At 38.0% G+C, this 21,344-nt stretch carries 18 protein-coding genes; 4 read left to right on the forward strand and 14 right to left on the reverse strand.

The window, feature by feature from the left end:
- The first annotated feature begins 132 nt into the window (after positions 1–132).
- Positions 133–1,728 (forward strand): amidohydrolase family protein, encoded by a 1,596-nt coding sequence (locus ACW0TQ_RS06545; RefSeq protein WP_368900668.1) that lies wholly within the window; start codon positions 133–135, stop codon positions 1,726–1,728.
- A gap of 84 nt (positions 1,729–1,812) precedes the next feature.
- Here ACW0TQ_RS06545 and ACW0TQ_RS06550 read toward each other — a convergent pair whose 3' ends face one another.
- Both ACW0TQ_RS06550 and purB read right to left on the reverse strand, forming a co-directional pair.
- Positions 1,813–3,081 carry an SLC13 family permease gene (locus ACW0TQ_RS06550; protein ID WP_042534567.1) on the reverse strand — a complete coding sequence of 423 codons (1,269 nt, stop codon included), beginning with the start codon at positions 3,079–3,081 and terminating at the stop codon, positions 1,813–1,815.
- 12 nt (positions 3,082–3,093) lie between these two features.
- Positions 3,094–4,461: an adenylosuccinate lyase gene (gene purB, locus ACW0TQ_RS06555; protein WP_042534569.1), complete on the reverse strand. Its 1,368-nt coding sequence runs from the start codon at positions 4,459–4,461 to the stop codon at positions 3,094–3,096.
- A 324-nt stretch (positions 4,462–4,785) separates the two neighbouring features.
- Here purB and ACW0TQ_RS06560 point away from each other — a divergent pair, with 324 nt between their 5' ends.
- Positions 4,786–5,796 carry a LacI family DNA-binding transcriptional regulator gene (locus tag ACW0TQ_RS06560; RefSeq protein ID WP_042534572.1) on the forward strand — a complete coding sequence of 337 codons (1,011 nt, stop codon included), beginning with the start codon at positions 4,786–4,788 and terminating at the stop codon, positions 5,794–5,796.
- A gap of 526 nt (positions 5,797–6,322) precedes the next feature.
- Here ACW0TQ_RS06560 and ACW0TQ_RS06565 read toward each other — a convergent pair.
- Complete coding sequence (locus ACW0TQ_RS06565) at positions 6,323–6,532, reverse strand: hypothetical protein (protein ID WP_042534574.1); 210 nt, start codon at positions 6,530–6,532, stop codon at positions 6,323–6,325.
- A 211-nt stretch (positions 6,533–6,743) separates the two neighbouring features.
- Positions 6,744–7,253 carry an STM3941 family protein gene (locus ACW0TQ_RS06570; protein ID WP_042534576.1) on the reverse strand — a complete coding sequence of 170 codons (510 nt, stop codon included), beginning with the start codon at positions 7,251–7,253 and terminating at the stop codon, positions 6,744–6,746.
- Positions 7,254–7,574: 321 nt separating this feature from the next.
- Between ACW0TQ_RS06570 and ACW0TQ_RS06575 the strand changes: the two genes are divergently transcribed.
- Positions 7,575–8,933, forward strand: a complete 1,359-nt coding sequence (locus ACW0TQ_RS06575) for a DUF5068 domain-containing protein (RefSeq protein WP_042534578.1) — start codon at positions 7,575–7,577, stop codon at positions 8,931–8,933.
- Positions 8,934–8,996: 63 nt separating this feature from the next.
- Here ACW0TQ_RS06575 and ACW0TQ_RS06580 read toward each other — a convergent pair whose 3' ends face one another.
- Positions 8,997–9,797: an SDR family NAD(P)-dependent oxidoreductase gene (locus ACW0TQ_RS06580; RefSeq protein ID WP_042534580.1), complete on the reverse strand. Its 801-nt coding sequence runs from the start codon at positions 9,795–9,797 to the stop codon at positions 8,997–8,999.
- A gap of 289 nt (positions 9,798–10,086) precedes the next feature.
- Between ACW0TQ_RS06580 and guaC the strand changes: the two genes are divergently transcribed.
- Positions 10,087–11,070 carry a GMP reductase gene (guaC, locus tag ACW0TQ_RS06585; protein WP_042534582.1) on the forward strand — a complete coding sequence of 328 codons (984 nt, stop codon included), beginning with the start codon at positions 10,087–10,089 and terminating at the stop codon, positions 11,068–11,070.
- A gap of 71 nt (positions 11,071–11,141) precedes the next feature.
- Here the strand turns inward: guaC and ACW0TQ_RS06590 are convergent, their stop codons facing one another.
- The 9 genes from ACW0TQ_RS06590 to ACW0TQ_RS06630 all read right to left on the reverse strand — a co-directional run bounded on the left by ACW0TQ_RS06590 (position 11,142) and on the right by ACW0TQ_RS06630 (position 21,342).
- The gene (locus ACW0TQ_RS06590) at positions 11,142–12,821 is read right to left on the reverse strand and encodes an ABC1 kinase family protein (protein WP_175297094.1); all 1,680 of its coding nucleotides are present in this window, start codon (positions 12,819–12,821) and stop codon (positions 11,142–11,144) included.
- 128 nt (positions 12,822–12,949) lie between these two features.
- Positions 12,950–13,381 carry a hypothetical protein gene (locus ACW0TQ_RS06595; protein WP_042534586.1) on the reverse strand — a complete coding sequence of 144 codons (432 nt, stop codon included), beginning with the start codon at positions 13,379–13,381 and terminating at the stop codon, positions 12,950–12,952.
- Between the two features lie 20 nt (positions 13,382–13,401).
- The gene (ddlA, locus tag ACW0TQ_RS06600; RefSeq protein WP_042534588.1) at positions 13,402–14,499 is read right to left on the reverse strand and encodes a D-alanine--D-alanine ligase; all 1,098 of its coding nucleotides are present in this window, start codon (positions 14,497–14,499) and stop codon (positions 13,402–13,404) included.
- Between the two features lie 275 nt (positions 14,500–14,774).
- Complete coding sequence (gene rodA / locus ACW0TQ_RS06605) at positions 14,775–15,941, reverse strand: rod shape-determining protein RodA (RefSeq protein ID WP_042534590.1); 1,167 nt, start codon at positions 15,939–15,941, stop codon at positions 14,775–14,777.
- Between the two features lie 17 nt (positions 15,942–15,958).
- On the reverse strand, positions 15,959–16,588 hold the full coding sequence (locus ACW0TQ_RS06610) for a helix-turn-helix domain-containing protein (protein ID WP_455725425.1): 630 nt from the start codon (positions 16,586–16,588) through the stop codon (positions 15,959–15,961).
- Between the two features lie 219 nt (positions 16,589–16,807).
- Positions 16,808–17,356 carry a signal peptidase I gene (gene lepB, locus ACW0TQ_RS06615; RefSeq protein ID WP_042534594.1) on the reverse strand — a complete coding sequence of 183 codons (549 nt, stop codon included), beginning with the start codon at positions 17,354–17,356 and terminating at the stop codon, positions 16,808–16,810.
- Between the two features lie 231 nt (positions 17,357–17,587).
- Complete coding sequence (locus ACW0TQ_RS06620) at positions 17,588–19,087, reverse strand: alpha-amylase family glycosyl hydrolase (RefSeq protein ID WP_455725426.1); 1,500 nt, start codon at positions 19,085–19,087, stop codon at positions 17,588–17,590.
- A gap of 581 nt (positions 19,088–19,668) precedes the next feature.
- Positions 19,669–20,040 carry a YisL family protein gene (locus ACW0TQ_RS06625; RefSeq protein WP_042534597.1) on the reverse strand — a complete coding sequence of 124 codons (372 nt, stop codon included), beginning with the start codon at positions 20,038–20,040 and terminating at the stop codon, positions 19,669–19,671.
- 144 nt (positions 20,041–20,184) lie between these two features.
- The gene (locus ACW0TQ_RS06630) at positions 20,185–21,342 is read right to left on the reverse strand and encodes a DUF418 domain-containing protein (RefSeq protein ID WP_042534598.1); all 1,158 of its coding nucleotides are present in this window, start codon (positions 21,340–21,342) and stop codon (positions 20,185–20,187) included.
- Positions 21,343–21,344 lie beyond the last annotated feature (2 nt).

Here is a 21,344-nt window from a genome sequence, read left to right on the forward strand (position 1 = left end):
TATTCATAGTGCCATTTACAGAATACTTTCCTATTTAGGGTTTACAAATCGTCTGTAAAATGATTCTGTCCGTTTTTAATATACGTTTTGAACGATGTAAAACATACGATAATTTAGATAAGGAGCGTTTCCATGATAAAGATATATACCAATGGGGTCATACATACATTTCAAACTTCGCAGCCAGTTATACAGGCTGTTGTTATTAAAGATGGACATTTCATAGATATGGGATCCAATGAACAAATGCTTTCTTTTTGGAGCGCAAAAAGTGATGCGGTAATTGATCTGGGTGGAAAAGCTGCTACGCCGGGGTTAACAGATACACACCTCCACCTTTCTATGCAGGCAATGAAGTTTATTGATTTAGATGTGACCGGCGTCACAAAGAAAGAAGTATTTTTAAATAAAATAAAACAGCGTGCCGATACATTGGACAAGGGAGAATGGCTGCTTGGCGCCGGCTGGGATGAAAATCTATTCACTGACGGCGGTCTGCCTACGAAAGAAGAGCTTGATGCGGCTGCCCCGCACCACCCGCTTTTTCTGACAAGAATATGCGAGCATGCAGCCGTTGTTAACTCGAAGGCGCTTGAGGAAATTAATTATTCCAGCACGCTTGCTGTTCCAGAGAGCGGCGAGATTGTAACGGATGCAAATGGAGAACCCACCGGTTTAATTCTTGAATCAGCAGCGGTATTATTTAAAGCAAAAATCCCTGATAAATCCTATCAAACATGGAAAAAAGCACTTCGTAAAACCATTTCCACCGTTTCTGGATATGGTGTAACCAGTGTGCATTCCAATGATCCGGCTTATTTAGGCGGCTTACAGCAAACCTACCAGCTCTATCAGGAATTATTAAATGAAGAAAAAATGGGTCTGCGGGCAAATCTATTAATTGATTATCCTTTCTTAGAGGATCTGCATACAGCGGGAATGTACACCGGATATGGGAATAATATGCTGCAAATCGGAGCGGTAAAAATATTTGCAGACGGTGCTTTCGGCAGAAGAACGGCACTATTGAAGGAAGCATACTCCGATCAGCCCGGGCAATTTGGAGAAGCAATGCTCTCGCAGGATACATTGTACACTATCGTAAAACGCGCAAGGGAAATGGGTATGCCTGTTGCTGTTCATACAATTGGCGACCAGGCATTGGAAAATGTCCTTGATACCCTGGACCAATTTCCGGCATCCGCCTATAGAGACCGTCTGATACATGCGCAGGTCATTAATCCAGACCTAGTAAAGCGCCTTGCAACGCCGGATCGTATCGTTGATATTCAGCCTCGCTTCCTTGCAAGTGACTATCCATGGGTTACAGAGCGTCTTGGCGAAGCACGCATGCCTTATGCCTATGCCTGGAAAACATTACTTGATAATGGCATTATCTGCGGCGGTGGCTCAGATGCACCTGTTGAACCGTTGAATCCTTTACTCGGGATTCATGCGGCAGTTACCAGAAAAGCTCCCGGTGAAACACACAGCGGCTGGTACCCAGAACAAAAATTAAGCATGCACGAAGCTTTTTATCTATTTACAAAATACGCAGCTTATACAACAAATGAAGAAAAGCTAAAAGGAACCATTTCCCGCGGCAAGCTGGCAGATATGACGGTTTATTCTGCCGACCCATTTCAAATGAAGAGTGCAGACGAATTAGTAGATACCAATATTGAAATGACGATTGTTGATGGAGACATTGTATATAGGAAAGGATAGAAACAATAAATTCGATGTATTAATTAAAATAAGCAGTGAAAAATCCAGCATGATTTTTCACTGCTTATTTATTATAATTAATCTTTAAAATGGCCAAATCAACGGCACAATGACAACGCATACAATCAGCTGAATAACCAAAAATGGAAAACCGCATTTAATATAATCAAGGAATGTATAATTTCCCGGACCATAAATCATTGTATTAGGCGGTGTGCCAACAGGAGAGGCATAGGCTGCAGATGCACCTACACAAACCGTCATTAAAATTGCTTTTGGATCAACTCCCATACTTGCTGCGATAACTAATCCAATCGGAGCCATAAGTGCTGCCGCTGCTGTATTGGACATGACAGAGGTCAGTACAGTGGTTACTCCGAAAATTAAAGCGGTAATAACATACGGTCCGGCGTTGCTTCCTGCCATCTCCAGTACATAATCCGCAATCATCTGTGCAGCGCCTGTTTCTGCTAAAGCAGTCGCCATCGGCATCATGGCGGCTACTAAAATGATTGTGGAGAAATCTAAGGAACGGTATGCTTTTTTCTCCGACATCGTACGTGTTAAAACAATAACCATTGCCCCCATAACAGAAACAATATGCAAAGGAATTCCAAATTGCTCTTCAAAGATCATAAAAACGACTGCTGCCAGCAAAACTCCAATGGCAACCATTTGTTTCCATGTGGCTTCTTCGCTTGTAGCTTCTTCTTCATTTTTCGTATCAGCTTCTTCCAAAGCCGTTTCCCGATTCGGAATAAGCTTATAACCAATCGTCATCATGTAAATAATACCAATAATCGTTAGAGGAATTCCGATATAGGCAAATTCAAAGAATCCGAATACAGGTGTATTTTCATTTTCCATCACACTCTGAACGGCGAGGTTGCCGTTCGTTCCAACCAGTGTTATCATGCCGCCTAAAGCAGTTGCATAGGCTAAGGGCATTAATAATTTAGAGCTGGAAAAGCCGGAAGAAGCAGCAATTGCAATAACAATCGGCATCATTACTGCCGTTGTACTTGTATTTGACAGAAAAGCAGATAAACCTGCTCCAATTACCATCACAGCAAATAGCAGCTGCTTTTCCGTTTTAGCAAATCTCGTAATTAAATTTCCCATTCTTCTCGCTACACCTGTTTCAAATAATGCTGCACCAATAATAAACATCCCTGAAATAAGCAGTACAACATTATTTGTCAATCCAGAAAATACGGTTTCAGCATCTATAATTCCAGTAAGGTATAACAGCATGGTGGCTAGAAGTGCGGTCAGTGCAACTGGTATTACCCCAGTTAAAAATAATATCGTTGCTAACAATAAAATAAGTAATGTAATTATCGCCGGGCTCATTTTACATACCTCCTAGTTGATAGATGTATCCTGATTTCCCCATTTTTCCTCTACTCTCGAAATAAACGTTTTACATAACCCAATATAGTTCTTCGGCTCCAGCAGTTTTTTAGCTTCTTCCTCACTGATATGATTCGTAATTCGTTCATCGGTCAAAACAACATCTATCAAAGATTTCTTTTCTTCAAATGCTTTCATAGAGACTTCATAAACGATATCATGCGCCTCGCCCCGGCCCACAAATTCACCTAAGGACAGCATTAAATTTTCAGAGACGATTAGACCTTGTAAAAGATTTAAGTTGCGTTCCATATTATCTGGATACACGATAAATCGTTCCAGCACGCCTTGTATCTGCTCCAATCCGCCGCTTGTCAGCATACATATTTGCGGCAGGTAGGACCATTCCGTTGTCCAAAAAGTCATATCTCTTTCATGCTCTTGGATCATTGCATCAAAACTTAAACTGGCATTTCTTTGCACTACTCTAGTTAAACCGACAACATACTCACAAATCATAGGATTCCGCTTATGCGGCATGGTACTGCTGCCGACTTGTCCCATCTTAAATCCTTCTTCCATTTCCCCTATCTCTGACTTTTGCAAATTAATTATTTCATTTGCTATTTTTCCTATCGTTCCTGAAATCATCGCAATAATACTTGCAAATTCTGCAAATCCATCTCTTTGTACATGCCAGGTAATCGTAGGCTGTACTAAACCTAAGTATTCACAAAAACGTTTTTGTACCGCCAGCCCGTCATTATGAATCGAGGCCAATGTGCCGGCTGCTCCCCCAAAGGAACCTAGTAAATATCTTTCTTTGCCTGCTTCTAATCTTTCAATGTGCTTACCTATCTCATCTGCCCAAATAGCAATCTTGTAACCTAGTGTAATGGGAAGCGCATGCTGCCCATGTGTTCTTCCAGGCATCACGGTTTCTGCATGCTCTTCTGCTAATTGCAGCAGCTTCTTAAGAAATTGCTTTAATTGCTTTACCAACACCTCTTGTGCTTGTTTTATTTGCAATACAACTGCGGTATCCATAATATCCTGGGTCGTAGCTCCCCAATGAATATAACCGCCAGCCTTCCCTCCAACTGATTTTGTAAATTCCCGTATTTGAACAATTAAAGGATGGGTCGTATCCACAATCCCTTTTCGAATAATTTCCCGATCAAAATCATTAATATCTGCTTTCTTTTCAATTTCTTCCGCCGCAAATTTCGGTATAACACCAACATCTGCTTCTGCTTTTGCTAACGCAATCCAAGTATCCAGCCATTTCTGAAGCAGGCTATCATCTGAAAAAACCTCTCTCATCTCTTCTGAAACAAAAATGCCACGCAATAAATCGGAATCCAAAACACTTGATTTCATTATTTATCCCTCCAAGGTAATCGCTTCCATAAAAGGAAAACGTTTTTCTTTTTGTGTTTCCATTAATCCTATTATAAACAACCATCTATAACGATTATTTATAATTATTATAAGGAAAACGTTTTTCTTATATGTTTAAAAATATCCTAAGGTATAAAATGTTCCTTGTCAACTCTTTTTTTACTTTTCAATACTTATTGACTATTTACTAAACTGATAGAGCCCGAATTCACAAAAATATCTTGATTATAAACAAAATAATCCATAATACGTTATAATGAATAGAAAGAGGAATCGTTACCAGAGAAAGGACGTTGCTGCACATTGACTACTTTAAAAGAGGTTGCCAAGCTGGCAAATGTACATCCCTCAGTTGTTTCCAGAGTGTTAAATAAGGACAATACATTAAATATCAAAGAAGAGACAAGAACAAGAATTAACGAAGCCATTAACGAATTAAATTATAGCCCGAATTCCGCTGCGAGAAGCTTAAAAACAAATCAATCCCGAATGATTGGAATGGCAATCCCAGACTTTAACAACCCTGTTTATTCCAGTATTATTCATGGGGCTGAAGATCATGCTGCTATGGAAGGCTACCACCTGCTTGTCTACAGCATGAAACAAAAAGGCTTGGGAAAGGATTTCTTTTCTAAATTGCTCAAGGAACGCATTGATGGGCTTTTAATCGCTACATCAGACATTAATAACAAGCATATTCTCAGCTTAAATGAGACCAAAAAACCTTTTGTGCTTGTCAACAGAATGATTCAGGATGTTGAGAATTATGTCATATTGGATGATGAGCGCGGCGGAAAATTAGCAACGAAGCATTTAATTGATCTAGGGCATCGTCATATTGCCCATATTACCGGACCGCTATATACAGGAACTGCTTTAAAAAGATTTCAAGGCTACCGGGAAATGCTCCAGGAGAAAAACATTCCATTTGAAGTAAAATATGTTCAGGAAAGCGACTACACCATGGAGGGCGGATATCAATCCATGGAAAAACTGCTGGAGCTGGATTCTCCTCCAACAGCAATATTTGCAGCAAATGTAATGGTAGCAATGGGCGCAATCAAGGCTATCCATGATAATGGATTTCAAGTACCAGCTGATTTTTCCGTTATCGGTATCCATGATGTTTTCTTCGCGTCAGGACTGTCCCCTTCTCTGACTACTGTCGATATGCCTTTATATGAAATGGGATCCAGAGCAGTTGCCCAGCTGATAAATGCAATCAGCGAACGAAAGCTTAAGTTCCCAGGAGAGACTATCGATGGAGCTAACCTTATTCCACGCGAAAGTACACGCTCATTGCTGGATGAATAAACTGGAGGTACATATTCTGATATATTCATTGAACCGTAATTCTATATTAGTTAGCAGACCAGATTAAGAACAGCATTCGCAGACAACTGGTTTTTCGAGTAAAAAACTTCATTTTATTTGTCAAAAGTGCGCAATATAAAATAAAGCCTAAATCCAATTATGTCTAAGGATTTGGCTTTATTAGCAGGTTATAATTTTTTAAAATATAGGAGCGGCGTATTGTTCGTTTTACAGGCATATAAGAAATCTCACCACTCTAACGGTGGTTTCCATTATGTTCTAGTTTCACTTGAAATTTTAAATCAAAAATTCTTTTATAAAAGTATTAGCAAGCTATGAAACATCAATAAGACAAATTGAAAAATATATTTACCGGTGTATATTATAAAAGAAAATTAGCCAAATGAAGTCCAGTCTAATATCGAATTAAATCCAGCCATTCAAAAGTATAATAAAAACTTTAACTTTTTGGACCGCCACCTATGTAAACTTTTTTATCATCATTTGCTCCCTATCGAGGAACAAATTAGGATAATTCATTATTATCTCCACACTTATCGACAATACGTTTTAACATGGTACCTATTATAATAGTTGACATAACAACAATGAAAGTAGTCCAAAAAGTGAGTTCAATTTCAAAAGTACCAATTATTAATATCCAAACAAATAGTACAATTAAACGCCAGATATCTTTTTTTAAATTCTTAATTTTTTTTAATGCATTGTGTTTCATATTTCTACATCCTCTACATGATTTACTCTCTTTCCGCAATTTCTTTTAATCGGATTTTAACATGCAAATTATTGATTTTTTGTTTAGATTTTTTTCACCAATTTCTAATGAAAGCTTGGGTGATTGGCGGGGTAAGATCATATTTTCACACAAAGTCCGTTTCTTCATTTTGTTTTTGTGCTGTTTCAAAGATTGAAGTTTCGTTGTTTACTTATTGTTGCATAATCAGATTTAACGTCTCTAGTAATCGAGAGCGATCTTGTTTTCGTGTAGCTTTTGGGTTAATCGTAAATGGAGAATAACCAGTTACTCGATTCATACATAATCTCACTTTATTATGAAAGGATAATTGAGCAAAATAATCACCTTCGTTATATAAAACAATCTCGAAGATGCTTTGAGATGAGACTTTAGATACCTTTATGTATTCGATATCCGTAAAATAAATGGTTACTTCACTTTTTGTATATGAATCTAATTGCAGATATTCATCTGTTATCGTGATATAAGGATAACCCCGGAATATTTTCAATATATTTGCAATGGTAAAGAAACTAAATAAAACCATAATAAACAATGCCAAAGCGATAATTAGTATAGCTTCTTCTATATAGGCAATATACATTATTAAGGTCCCAAAAACGACAAGTAATAATGAAAAAATGATTCCGAGAAAAAGCTTCCCTTTTGAATGATAAAACTCTATTTTATTTTCTATCAAATTAAACCCCCCTTACAATTAGAAATACTTTTTTGTTATTAATATGCCTCTTATTCAATAAGGTAATAAAATTTTTTTTGCTTATTTTCTTCATGAACTTTCTCTTTTATCTAAAAAATTTCAATAAAATTTTTCTTCAATTGATACTAACTTTTTAACTGCCCTTATCATATCCCCATCAATTATCAACTATCATTTCTTAAAAAATCAAATAAAACAGGTAATTTTCTTCAAAAAAGAATAATTTTTTATGACTTTTTACATTTTTCCACCTAAAATTATGTTACTATTATATATATTTTAAATATATGGAGGTATTAGATGTCAAAAAGAATGCTTTATGTTCTTCTTGCAGCGGTATTCGCAATCGCTTTAACTGCTTGCGGCTCTAGTGATGAAGATGACGCAGCAGAAGCGGAAGAACAAGAAACAAATCAAGAAGAAAACGAAACAGAAGAAGACTCAGAGGAAAAAGCTGAGGAACCAGAACAAATGGAAGAAGAAGTAGAAAATGAAGATGCTTCTTCCGATGAAGCAGATGCAGAACAAGAAGCCGAAGAAGATGCTGATGAGGAAGAACAGGCTCAAGCAGAATCTTCTAATGCAGATTTTGATGCATTAATTACTGCAATGGAAGAGGAAACAGAAGGTACTGCTACGCTTCTTTATGAGAACGATGAGTCTCAATCTCATGAAATGGAAGGCTTAACTGTAACACTGGATGCATACCAATTAGTAGAATTAGAAGATTTTCATACCAATTTCAGTATTCCTTTTAATGACGAAACAGATGGCGGCGTTATTTTAGCTCAATATACGGTAGAAAATGATTCTGATCAGGATTTACATTACATGCCTTCATTAGATTTAGATTTTGTTGGAGCAACAAAATTCTATACAAATTATCGGGAGCTTCTCCCTTTAGATGAGCAATTATCAAGTATGCTAAACCCCGATAATGAATACTTAGTGGAAGCTGGAGATGAAGTGACCGGCTATTACGCTTATCCTTTTGGATCAGAAGATTTAGGAGCAATATTGGCAGAAGGAAATGTTATTTTGGATGTTCCTACGCCAACTACAGAGTATAATGAATATTCTTCCAGTATTGGTTCTGGTACCGAGTTTAGCCTTCCTTTAGATGGTGACAGTGCTGAAAAAAATGCGGAAACAGAGAGCCAAGGTTTTTATCAGGATGCACTGAGTGCTGAAAATATGGGCGATAAAGAAATGATTGAACAAGAAGATGGCATTGGGGAGAGCGACGAATTAGGAGACGTAACAATTACATTAGATGGTTATCAATTTGTTGATTTTACTCCAAATGCCGAAGAAGCAGCTCGTTATGAGGATCCTGATAACATCGTAGTTGCTACGATAAGATTTGAAATTGATAACCAGGGTGATGAAGAAATTGGCTTAAGCTCTCTTTCTTCAAGGCTCACAGTAAATGATGGATCTCAATATCTTTTAAGTGAAGGAATGTTTCATCCTTATGACAATAGTAGTAGTATCGCATCTGGTGAAGAAGGAGAATTGCTGCAAACTTTCCTGTTAGACAAAGAAATGTATGAAAAAATTTGGAAAGATAAAAGTATGGAAATTGAAATTGGCCCGATGAGAAATATGGATGCTGAAGATATTTCCAAAGGACATGAAGTAGAGTTTAATTTAAAATAAGTATAAAAAAGCTAATGGTGCAATTTGAACCATTAGCTTTTTCCAATGAAAAAGGTTAGTGCATTAACGCATCACAGCCCCGCCCGAAATTTTCACCGACTCCCCTACAATATTTCGCGCAGCATCCGTCAGCAGGTACGCAATCGTATTGCCCACCTCATCCGGAGCTGTTATTTTTTGAGAAGGCAACGAATCCTCTGCTGCTTTTCTTACCTGTTCATAGGATTGATTCGTATTTTCCGCTTTTGCTTCAAATAAACCTTGTACCATTTCTGTATCAACAAAACCGGGACAAACTGCGTTGACACGAATATTATATGCAATTGCTTCCAAAGCCATAGACTGTGTCCAGCCGATCATCGCAAATTTAGAAGAAGCATAAGCACTATTTCCATATGTCCCCCGCAAACCGGATAAAGACGCCACGTTGACGATATTCCCCTGCTGCTTCTCTTGCATCTCCTGATAAATTTCTTTGGTCAGACTGAATGCAGATAAATAATTTACAGTAAGCATGGCTTGTATATCCGCTTCTTCCAGCTGATTCACCGTCTTGTTTCCCGCAATTCCAGCGGCATTGACTAAATCAGAGATAAATCCCAATGCGTCCCGTGCGTTGCTGACCAATTGCGTTCTTTCCGCTTCCTCTGTTATATCTGCCTGCTGCACAAATAGCTTCGAAGCATCAGTAAGACCTTCCAGCTCCTGTCTAAGTTCTGCAAGCTTATCGGCATTCCGTCCGGTTATGGTGACCTTAGCCCCCATCTGTGCGACAATCTTCGCTGTTTCTCTTCCTATTCCGCCAGTTGCGCCGGTTATTAATACATGTCTTCCTTCTAATGCATCTTTTGAAAATATGGCCATGGTGTATTCCCCTTCCAATTCATTACTTTGATATGATTATCCTCCAATTATAGCATGATTGTTCTTTTCTAATTAAACGTTGTTGTCGCGTATACAATACCCCCCCTTACCTTTCCCCCTATATTTATTAATCCAACTATAGATTGTCATGAAGTGCCTTATTTTTCAAATTATTATGTCGATAAACAGGCATAAAACATTGACAAAATACCTGGATTGGGTTAAATTACTAAAGGCGAATGTTTTTAATATCCAATACAAATTTTATTCGTGTTTAGGAGTGTTTTAAATGGAAAATGTTTTTGATTATGAAGATATCCAATTAGTTCCCGCAAAATGTGTAGTAAATAGCCGGTCAGAATGTGACACCTCCATTGAGTTTGGCGGAAGAAGCTTTAAATTACCGGTCGTTCCTGCAAATATGCAGACGATTATTGATGAAAATATTGCAACTTATTTAGCTAAAAATAATTATTTCTATATTATGCACCGTTTCGAGCCTGAGAAACGTATTGATTTTATAAAAACAATGCGAGAACAAGATTTATTCGCTTCAATCAGTGTCGGAGTGAAGGATGACGAGTATGCTTTTGTGGAATCACTTGCTGAAAATAACTTAGTTCCAGAATATATTACCATTGATATTGCACACGGTCATTCAGAACCTGTTATCCGTATGATCAAGCATATTAAAAAACATTTACCAGACAGCTTTTTAATTGCTGGTAATGTTGGTACTCCTGAAGCTGTACGTGAGCTGGAGCATGCCGGCGCGGACGCTACAAAAGTAGGAATCGGGCCTGGTAAAGTATGTATTACTAAAATCAAAACTGGTTTTGGAACGGGCGGCTGGCAGCTGGCAGCACTGCGCTGGTGTGCAAAAGCTGCAAGTAAACCAATTATCGCAGACGGCGGAATCCGTACACATGGCGATATTGCGAAATCTGTACGTTTTGGTGCATCCATGGTCATGATCGGTTCTTTATTTGCCGGTCACGAAGAATCTCCTGGAGATACCATTGAAAAAGATGGCAAGAAGCTGAAGGAATACTTCGGTTCTGCATCAGAGTTCCAAAAGGGAGAAAAGAAAAACGTAGAGGGCAAAAAAATGTACGTAGAGCATAAAGGTGCCCTTCAGGATACATTGACAGAAATGGAACAGGATCTTCAATCCTCTATTTCTTACGCCGGCGGCAGACAGTTAGATGCTATCCGCACAGTGGATTATGTGGTTGTGAAAAACTCTATCTTTAACGGCGATAAGGTATTCTAAATAGCATTTAAAAAAGCTTATGTCAGGAAAGGGACAAGCCCTTCTGACATAAGCTTTTTCTCTGTTTAAAGCTAAAACCTTCCTGACCTGAATATCGCAAAGATAAGCCATATAAACATCAGTACAGCAACAACAAAGCCAATTTCGATAACTGGCAGACTCCAAAAATAAGAAACCTCTCCCGCGATTGCTGAACCGACAATTAATCCAACCATAATAATACTGAACGATAACAGGACGATACTGAACGATAAACGGTTACTGATTCTGTCCAGCTTCTTAAGAATCATATCCACTCTGGAAACGGATATTTCCAAGGGCACCTTACCCTTCCGAATCAGCTTATAGACCGCATTAACATGCTCCGGTAAATCTAAAATAATATCCTTATAATCATCAACCTGCTCGTAAACTTCCTCTGCCATTTTTTTAGGTCGATATTTCTCTTTAATCAGCCTCTTTCCAAAAGGCTGCGCTATTTTAACAATACTGATATCCGGGTCTAATCTTTCTACGGTCCCTTCCAGGGTAACCAGCGTTTTCCCGACTAAAGATAAATCTGCGGGAATACGAATTTGATGCCTGGAAGCAACGCTGAATAAATCATTCACCGCTTCTCCCAGACTAACCTGGCTAAATGGAACATCATAATATTTATCCCGCAGCTCTTCAATATCTGCACGCATCATATCATCATTGACCTCATCAGGAACCACACCCATTCGATAGATAGCCTTCACGATAGCATGCGTATTTTGACGGGCCAGCGCAATAATCATATCCGTCAGATGCTCCTTCATTAACGGTGTGAGCCGGCCGACCATTCCAAAATCCATAAATAACAGCTGATGACCAGGGAGTATCATCACATTACCCGGGTGCGGGTCTGCATGAAAAAAACCATCTAATAATATTTGTTCAAATAAATTATGAATTAATTTTTCTGCAATTACCTTGGGCTGATAGCCTTCCCGGATAAGCTGCACATTCTCATCTAACTTTATCCCTTTGACAAATTCCATTGTCAGCACACGTTCGGTTGTATATTTCCAATACACATCAGGGACTTTCACGCCTTCTTTATCATTTTTGAAATTCATCGCAATTTTATGCGCGTTCCGTCCTTCCAAAGTGTAATCTAATTCGGCCAGGATGGATGCTTTAAATTCTTCAATGATTTCGGTGATTTTATATTGATAAGCCCACTCTAAACGTGTTTCTGCAAGGGTGGCAAAATTCATTAAAATCTCTAAATCCGTATGAATTTTCTTTTCAATATTCGGGCGCTGTACCTTCACAGCTACTTCTTCCCCGCTCTGCAAAATAGCATAATGAACCTGTCCGATGGAGGCGGCGGCGATAGGCTCTTTGTTAAACTCTTTAAATATATCATGAATCGGCTCTCCCAATTCCCTCTCGATAATTTCCTGAATTTCGGTATAGGAGACTTTCCCGACCTGATCCTGCAGCTTCTCCAGCTCTTTAATAATACCTTGGGGAATCAAATCACTTCTTGTGCTTGCGATTTGTCCAAGCTTCACAAAGGTCGGACCTAATTCTTCCAGGAAAAGCCGAATTCGCTCTCCTGTTGTTTTTCTATGTATTTCCTTCTTCCCTTTAAGAACTCTTTCCGGCAAAGAAACAACCTTTTGCAATCCCAATTCCTTTACAATATACCCAAAGCCATTACGGGAAAATGCAACAAGTATTTCTCGATAACGTTGTATATGACGAATACGTTTATTAAGAATCGCGGTTCCCTCCTTTCCCGTTTAATTCCTATTGATAGTATACCCATTCTTATCCATCTGTTAACAGGAAATCCAGGCTATTTTACAAAGAGGAACTGTTTTCCCTATGACAGCTCCTCTTTGTAAATTTATGCCTCGTTCTTATTTGTTAGTTTTATAATGCTTATTTTCACATATAACCCGATCAGCATACAAATGGATGGCAATATAATAGCCAGGAAAATCAATTGTCCATTAATCAATGCTAAATAAAGATACGGCAAGGAATAAAACATAAGTGCCTCAGATACTGCCAGCGGGACCAAGGTGTACATTATCAGATTAATGATAAAAACCAGGGAAACCGTCAAACTATTTTTTAAAAGCGTTCCTTGATTTTTCAATGCAAATCCAAATAATACATACGCGATTAAAACTCCGAAAAATACCATTTGCAGTTGATTCGTGAAAAGTACCATTAGCATGGCAAACACTGTCAGGAAAAAGTGAAAAATCAGCGCCGGCAAATTGTTTTGTAAATATGCTTTGATACCGCCGTTTTCTATGTTGTCGCTAGACATTCAATCATCCTTTTACGTCTTTAATTTTGAATAGAGCTCTTCAGCTGCTGATCTCTTTGATGTCTTTCGATTGCCAGTTCAATTAATTTCTCTATCAGTTCCCGATAGGAAACGCCGCTCTCTTCCCAAAGCTTTGGATACATACTTATCTTCGTAAATCCGGGCAATGTATTAATTTCATTAATAATAATTGTATTATCCTCTTTTAAAAATACATCTACTCTGGCTAAGCCTTCACAATTTAAAGCCTCAAAAGCTTGAACAGCAGTCTGTTTAATTCGATCTGCCACGTCTTTGTCCAATACAGCAGGTATTTCTAAGCTTGCTCCAGATTCATCAATATACTTCGCTTCATAAGAATAAAATTCGACGGTTGGAAGAATCTCGCCTGGTACAGAGGCAATCGGGTTTTCATTACCTAAAACCGAACACTCTATCTCTCTTCCTGAGACAGCCTCTTCAACTAAAACTTTGTGATCATACATAAATGCATCCTGAATAGCATGGTTAAATGCTTCTTCCGTCTCCACCTTGTGTACGCCAACAGAAGAGCCTTGATTTGCCGGCTTAATAAATAATGGTGTTCCTAATTCCGCAGCAATATCCTGATAAGAGATTTGATTTTGTTTGGCTTTACGGAAGCTGTATCCGCGGGCAACATGTAAGCCTGCATCGCTCAGCAGACGCTTGGCAATATCCTTATCCATGCTGATAGCTGAACCAAGTACAGAAGAACCTACAAATGGAATATTGGCCATTCTCAGCATACCCTGCAGGCTTCCATCTTCACCGAGTGTGCCATGGACAATTGGAAAAATAACATCTAATTGGTCCATGCTTACACTTGAGCCGGTCTCAATAATTTGATTCTCTTCCGCTCCAGGAACAATGGCAATTCCCTTCCCTGTTTTATTTAATGCAATCAGGCTTGGATCCTCTTCATTTATTAAATAGTGAGAACGGTCATTGACATGCCAATTCCCCTGCTTATCAATTCCCAGCAGATATACTTCATACTTATCTAAATTAATTGCGTCCACAATATTTTTGGCTGATTGTAAAGAAACTTCATGCTCTGATGATTTCCCTCCAAAAACAATACCAACTTTTTTCTTCATTCCAATCCTCTCCTCATTGACTCTAATGACATAATTACGATTCTTCCTATATCCTATGTGTTTATATCATTATTTGTTTGACCTGTATCGCTATTTTATCATAGAGTTCATTTGGAAGGGGACTTTAATGTCAATAATTCATCCGAAGCAGTGATTCTGATTATTAAGAAATAATAAATTTTCAACTTCTCTGCCTAATACGGGATCCTGAATGTATTAAAAAATAATTAAAGAAAGCTAAAAAATCTTCCCAGGCTGATTTTTTAGCTTCCCCTTTATTCACTAATTGCTTTTTTTCGAAATAAATAATCATTGGAGGAACGAATTTGCACATTGATGACCAGCCCCATCATAATCAGATTGGTTATCAGCGAGCTTCCTCCATAACTGATAAAAGGCAAGGTAATCCCAGTAATCGGCATTAAACCAATGGTCATCGCAATATTTTGAAATACTTGAAAGGCAAGAATTCCGATGATGCCGACGCAAAGATAGACCCCGAATAGATTATCTGCTTCGAAGGCAACCTTTGTAATTCGATAAAGAAGCAGGAAATATAATAAAATCAGAATACTTGCTCCGATAAAACCATATTCTTCTCCAATTACTGTAAAAACAAAGTCTGTATGTGCTTCAGGAACATTCCCATTTTGAATCTGCATCCCCTGATTAAATCCGGCGCCGCTCAATTGTCCTGAACCGATTCCCATGATTGCCTGCTGAAGCTGATACCCGTAATCAGATGCATACTCCGCCGGATTTAACCACCCATAAATACGGTCCATTTGATGTGATTGAAATAACCGGGAAAAAATATCTTCATTATAAGAATACAAAAAAATTAAACCGCCTATAGAAGCAGCTATGGTGAATAGCACCGGTAAAATAACTTTAACAGAGATACTGGAAACAATAATCATGGAAAAAGCAATGGCTAATACAATCAAAGCAGATCCTAAATCCGGCTGTAAAAATATAAAAACAAATGGAATTAATGTTACTGCCACTACTTTCAGCGTTAATTGAATACTCTTTTTTAAGGGCAGCTTTCGATTGCCATACTTCTCTAATAAAACAGCTAAGTAGATGATAAGAAATATTTTTATAAATTCAGATGGCTGTATCTCAAAGATTCCTAAATTCAGCCAACGTTGAGAACCGTTGCGAAAAACCCCAAAAAAATGAACGCCTAATAAAAGGAACACGCCAATCGCATACAACTTAAATGCCTGTTTTTTTAAGAGCTCATAGTCAAAGAAAATCACTGCCAGCATTATCAACGCACCAAAAAAATACCAAATACCTTGGCGAATCACAAAATAGTAAGGCTGTGATTGCGCATATTGTCCCGAACCGCTATAAATTGCAATTAAACTAATTAATAATAACAAGAACAAAATAGTGATTATACTGTAATCCAAATTGTATTTCTTCCGATTCATATCCAAACCCTCATTAATTACGTTTTATTAGCAAGTGCATTCATTACCACTTGAACTGCTACAGCATCATCTAAATAACCAACAGGAAAAAGATAATCCGGAATAACATCAGCTGTACTGATGAAATAAATTAGTGCTGCACCCATTAAAATTAATTCTTTCCTTGTTCCTTTTTTATGACAAATCCGATGAAAAAAAGTGGAAAGTTTTTTCATATAGGCCCCGCGGGCTCCTGCATCTTCTTTTTTCTGATGAAATGTATCCAGAATGAGACGGCGCCCTTCTTCCGTTTCTGCATCTTTTTCGTAACAATCCAGTTGTTTTTTTAATTTTTCCATTGAAAAAGAATCATAATGATCATCTGATTGCTCTAAAAATTGATCTATCATTACAATAGATGTCTGTATATCATTAGTATGATTCTCTGAAGATTTGACCGGCAGTCCGGTTCTCTGAAGTAATTCATCAAAAGGAACATCCAGTGCTTTTGAAATTTCCACTAAATGCTGATTTGTCGGTTTACGCTTATGGTTGATAATTCGGGATATCGTCGAAACATTAATATTCGTCTGTTTACTTAGTTCACGCATAGAAATATGTTTTTCCTTTAGCTGCTCTTTTAAGTAATCTCCTATATTTTGGCTCATTCGTTATACAAACCCTTCTATTTTCAGTTATCTTTTCCTTTTAATTCTACTATACGAGGGATGTTGACAAAATGTCAAATAAAGCTGCAATTGAATTAGGATAGATATATAAGCTGGATTAATTTTGAAAAAACCGCTTTCTGCCTTTCTTAAATAGCAAAGACGAATAAAATAAAAAAACCCGCATCTAAATCAGGAAGTTCCTTTTTAGATACAGGTTTATTCAGGCCTGCCGATATTATTAAATGGGTAGAATCGGAATGTTACTTCCCCAATAATTGCCTCTTCATTCAGAAAGCCGAAGAAGCGGCTGTCATTACTGTTTCCGCGATTATCGCCTAAAACAAAATAGGTATTCTCCGGAACAATGGAATAGCCTGTTAATTCTTCTAATGTAAAATTACCAGTTTGAAAACCCATTTTCGCCGGACTGTCATCATTTATTAAGTAGGATTCCTCCACTGCTTCTCCATTTAAATATAACGTATTACTTTTATATTCGATATGATCGCCTGGTACACCAATAACCCGTTTCACGTAATAATTGTCAGAGTCAGGGGCCTGGAATACAATCACATCAAACCGGTCTATTGAAGCTACTTTATTAACAATGATTTTATCCTGATCGAAAAAAGTGGGCTGCATCGATTCACCCCATACGACCGAAGGAGCTAAAAGGAAATTTTTAACAATAAATAATCCGATAACAACAAAAAGAATAATTCTGCAAAGCAAATAGAATTCTTTCTTTATTGCGCTCCGCTCCATACTGGGCACCTCCTTTAAACAAATACTCTCTTCTTTTATTATACAATATAAGCAGGAGAATGGAACGATATATATTTATATATTCTAAAATTATTCTATACATAGGGGTGAGTAAAGTCCCTAAGAAAGGATGTTCCAAACGTACAATCATAAAAAACATGCGTCAGTAATAAATCAGACACATGTTTTTTATGCAGTTATATTTCAAATTCACCAAGGTAATTAACAGTATTAATTGTCTGCATGCTCTCTTTGCTTCTGCTTTCTTTTTAATAGTACAACAGCAATCACAAATAATAAAAGAACAGAAATAATAAAGCCGATAAATAACCAATTAAAGCCTTTATCTTCTTCTAAAAGATAGACTTCTACAGATTCTCTCGGTATTCCAATCCGATAATTGCCCTCTTCATTTTCACGGACTAAATTATCCTCTAAAATACCGGTCAGCTGCATACCAGATTCTAAATTAGTTTCATCAATATATGCTGATTCACTTCCGTTATTAATAGCGACATACATCATTTCGTCTTCATAGCTGCGGCGGAAAACCAGCATGGATGCTTCGGAGCCGACATATTCAAAATCTCCCAACCTTAATGCCGGAAATTCATTGTGCAGCGCTGCAATACGCTTATGAAACTCCCTTAAATCTTCATCTCCGCTATTAAAAGGAACAAGCCGCTGCGATTCTTCCGCATCCATTCCGTACATGGGAAGCTCTGTCCCCTGCGTTACCATTGTTGCCCCCGGTGTAGTATACATATAGGTCAAGGCAAGCGTCCAAGCAGTGACAGCATTACGTTGATTCTCTGAAAAGATATTTGTAAAACGTTCTTGTTGAAGGCCGTCGATTTGCTTATAAAAATCGGTCAGCCTTTGTTCTTCCCACGCATCAAAAATGGCTGAAATATCCTGATCGCTATCTGCAAATGTTTCGCTTAATACTTGATTGAAACCCGGATAATTGATGAGATCGAGGGATGTATTTTCCATTAACGAAGCTGCTTCAACAATCGTTGCAGCACTTGTATCACCAATCAGATAAAAATCAGGATGGTTTTCTTTCAAAGCTGCTGTCAGCTCTTCGACAAATGGCTGCGGCGCCATGTCTGCATCATGAAGCTTAAATCCATCCACTTCGGTTTCTTCCTGCCAATATCTCGCAGCATCTAATACATATTCCGCAGCCTCCGGATTTGTTAAATCAAATTGAACTGTTTCTGACAGCCATTCGTCATCTGATTCAGGTGCTCCAAGCCACCAATCTTCCTTGTCCGCATCATCTGTTAACGGATTGGTATCCGCAGCATAATTAAATACAAAATCAATCATTATTTTCATATCACGATTATGCACTTCGGATACAAGACGCTCAAAATCTTCCATTGTTCCAAATTGCGGATTGATCTCATAAAAATCATTGATCCAATAACCATGATATCCTCTTTCTTTATTTTCCGTAATCGGACTCAGGGAAATCGTGGTAATTCCAATATCCTGCAAATCATCTAATTTATTTATAATTCCCTGAAAGTCCCCTCCATGGTAATGATAAGGATCGTTAATATCTAATTCTCCTTCAATTTCCGTATCCCCATTATTAAAGCGGTCAATCAATACCTGATAAAATACTTCATTATGTATATCTTCGTCCTGTGCATGTACCGGTATTTGCATGATAAACATACTGATAACAGCAGCAAATCCAATACTTATTTTTTTAATCATAGATTTTCCCCCAATGATAATAAAACTGTAATTACGATTCCACCCTTGTTTTATTATCACTTATTTTCTAAAAAAATCATACCTTGATTGGAATGATGTAAAAAAGCGTTCACAATTAAACAGAAAAAACAAGAACACCACTATCTTTAAAACATTGGTGTTCTCGCCAAGGAGATGTCCGCTACGACGGTTTTCGATGGGGCGAGTAATCGCAATGGTTTTCGGTGGGACGAGTAATCGCAGTCCCAGTCCCAGCCCCAGGAAGTCGCTTTCCGCGGGCAACGGCTCAGCCGCACGGTAAGAAAATCGCTTCCTGTTCAGGTCTACCTGTTGCTTTTCCCGAAGGAGTCGACAACATCCGCTCCCATCTTTGAAAAGATATGTTTTATTTGCTTTCTTTCAAAGAAATGAAGCTGATTCTAGCGGAGTATTTTTTCCGTAGCGGCTATTTCCAGCTATTTTTATAAACATTCTTATTTTAAAATAAAGTGCCTCGGCAATGGACCAAGGCACTTTGTCTCATCCTGTTCGTCGAGAATGTATTACACTATCCTCACAGGAGTGTTCGTCATCCTCTTATTTTAGAAATAAAAACCCATTGGAAGACGGAAAAAGCCTAAAACAATAACAATAATCAGTGCGATAAAGAATTGAATCCATTTGCCGGTTACTGCTTTTCCTTTTTTCGTAGAAACCAGAATTCCTTCCATTACCACAACAATCCAAAGACCGGCAAGTGCTTTTACAATAGCTTCCCCAAGAAGCGGCATGCCATAGCCTTGAATATAGTCCCAAGTTAATAATCCACCGGTAACGATGATAAACAAATACACAAGTCGTAAAATCATATGAACAATGGTTGCAGGCTTGTTACTGTTTTTCTTGTAAAGGGCTAAAGCTACTAAAAATAGAATCAGACCCAGCGCCCACGATGTAATATGCATATGCGTCATTCATGTTCCCTCCTTCAATTTTATAAATACATGTCATCATCATCTGTCATATTTCACAAAAATGACTAATAATTCGTTTATAATGATACCATTTTCTTCCCTAAGATGACATTTAAACGTATCTTTGTCAACAAATTGCCATGATTAGCGTTTCATTGGCTGTAATTTTTTATACGTAATGGATCGCCATGCCCATTCCACGGGACCAAACCGAAAATATCGAAGCCAGATCATACTTCCGATAATCTGTAAGCAGAAAATCACAATCACGAGACCGATTTGATGAACGGGCCGGATTTCCCCGTATAATCCAAAACCGATGCCATAGAAAAGCCAAAAAGAGATAATCGATTGCAGCAAGTAATTAGATAATGCCATTTTTCCGATCGGCTTCAGGACACCAAGTACCTTCTGCGCCCTATCCTTCTCCCATAATAATGTAATCGACGTCAGGTAGAAGACGGCCGATGCCGTCCCGCCAATATTATCCTGAACTAGACTAAACCAGAGCGGGTTGCCAAATGTATACGGTCCTATCTTAAATACGATGAACACAACTAGAGAAATAACCCAAACCTTTTTCAATATTCCCTTATGGACAAGCGGCTCATGAAACCATCTCTTTCTTGCTAAGTACATCCCAAATAAAAACAGCGGCAGGAAAATAAAAGGAAACAGGAAAAAGCTGAAAATCCCGTTTGATAACTGCCAATCCTGAAAATTCTGCGCCAGAATAATGGAAAAATCATTGGATTGATAGCTTTGAAAAGCTTGGTTTATTTCCGCTGTATAACTTATATCAATAAAATTCCTTGCCGCATACTGCAGACCTGTCAAGGCAAGGGTAGATGCACCTAATAAACCAATCGCCCAGCCCATTAAAACCTTCTCCCCGCTGTATAAGAAGAATAATAGCAAAAATCCCATTGTTCCATAAGTCAGAAGAATATCTCCGCTCCATATCGCAAAGGCGTGAATGATTCCAAAAATAATCAACACTCCCAGCCTGCGTCCAAAAAAGCCGTATGGAGAAATATCCTTTTTATCTAAGCTGTCCTTTTGAATTTGAATCCCAAAACCAAAAAGAATCGAAAACAGCGTGTAAAAGCTCGCTTGAAAGAAAATATCAATAAAAAACAAGCTGTACTGATCTATTTTAGCCGTCCAGGCATCCTCTGCTCCGCCATAGAGAAAATAAGGAGCAGAAAATGCTCCTATATTGACCATAAATATTCCAAAAATCGCAAAGCCTCTTGCTGCATCTATCCATTCTAATCGTTTGTTTCCCTGATAAGGTTGCACCG

Source organism: Oceanobacillus sp. M60 (assembly GCF_053839645.1).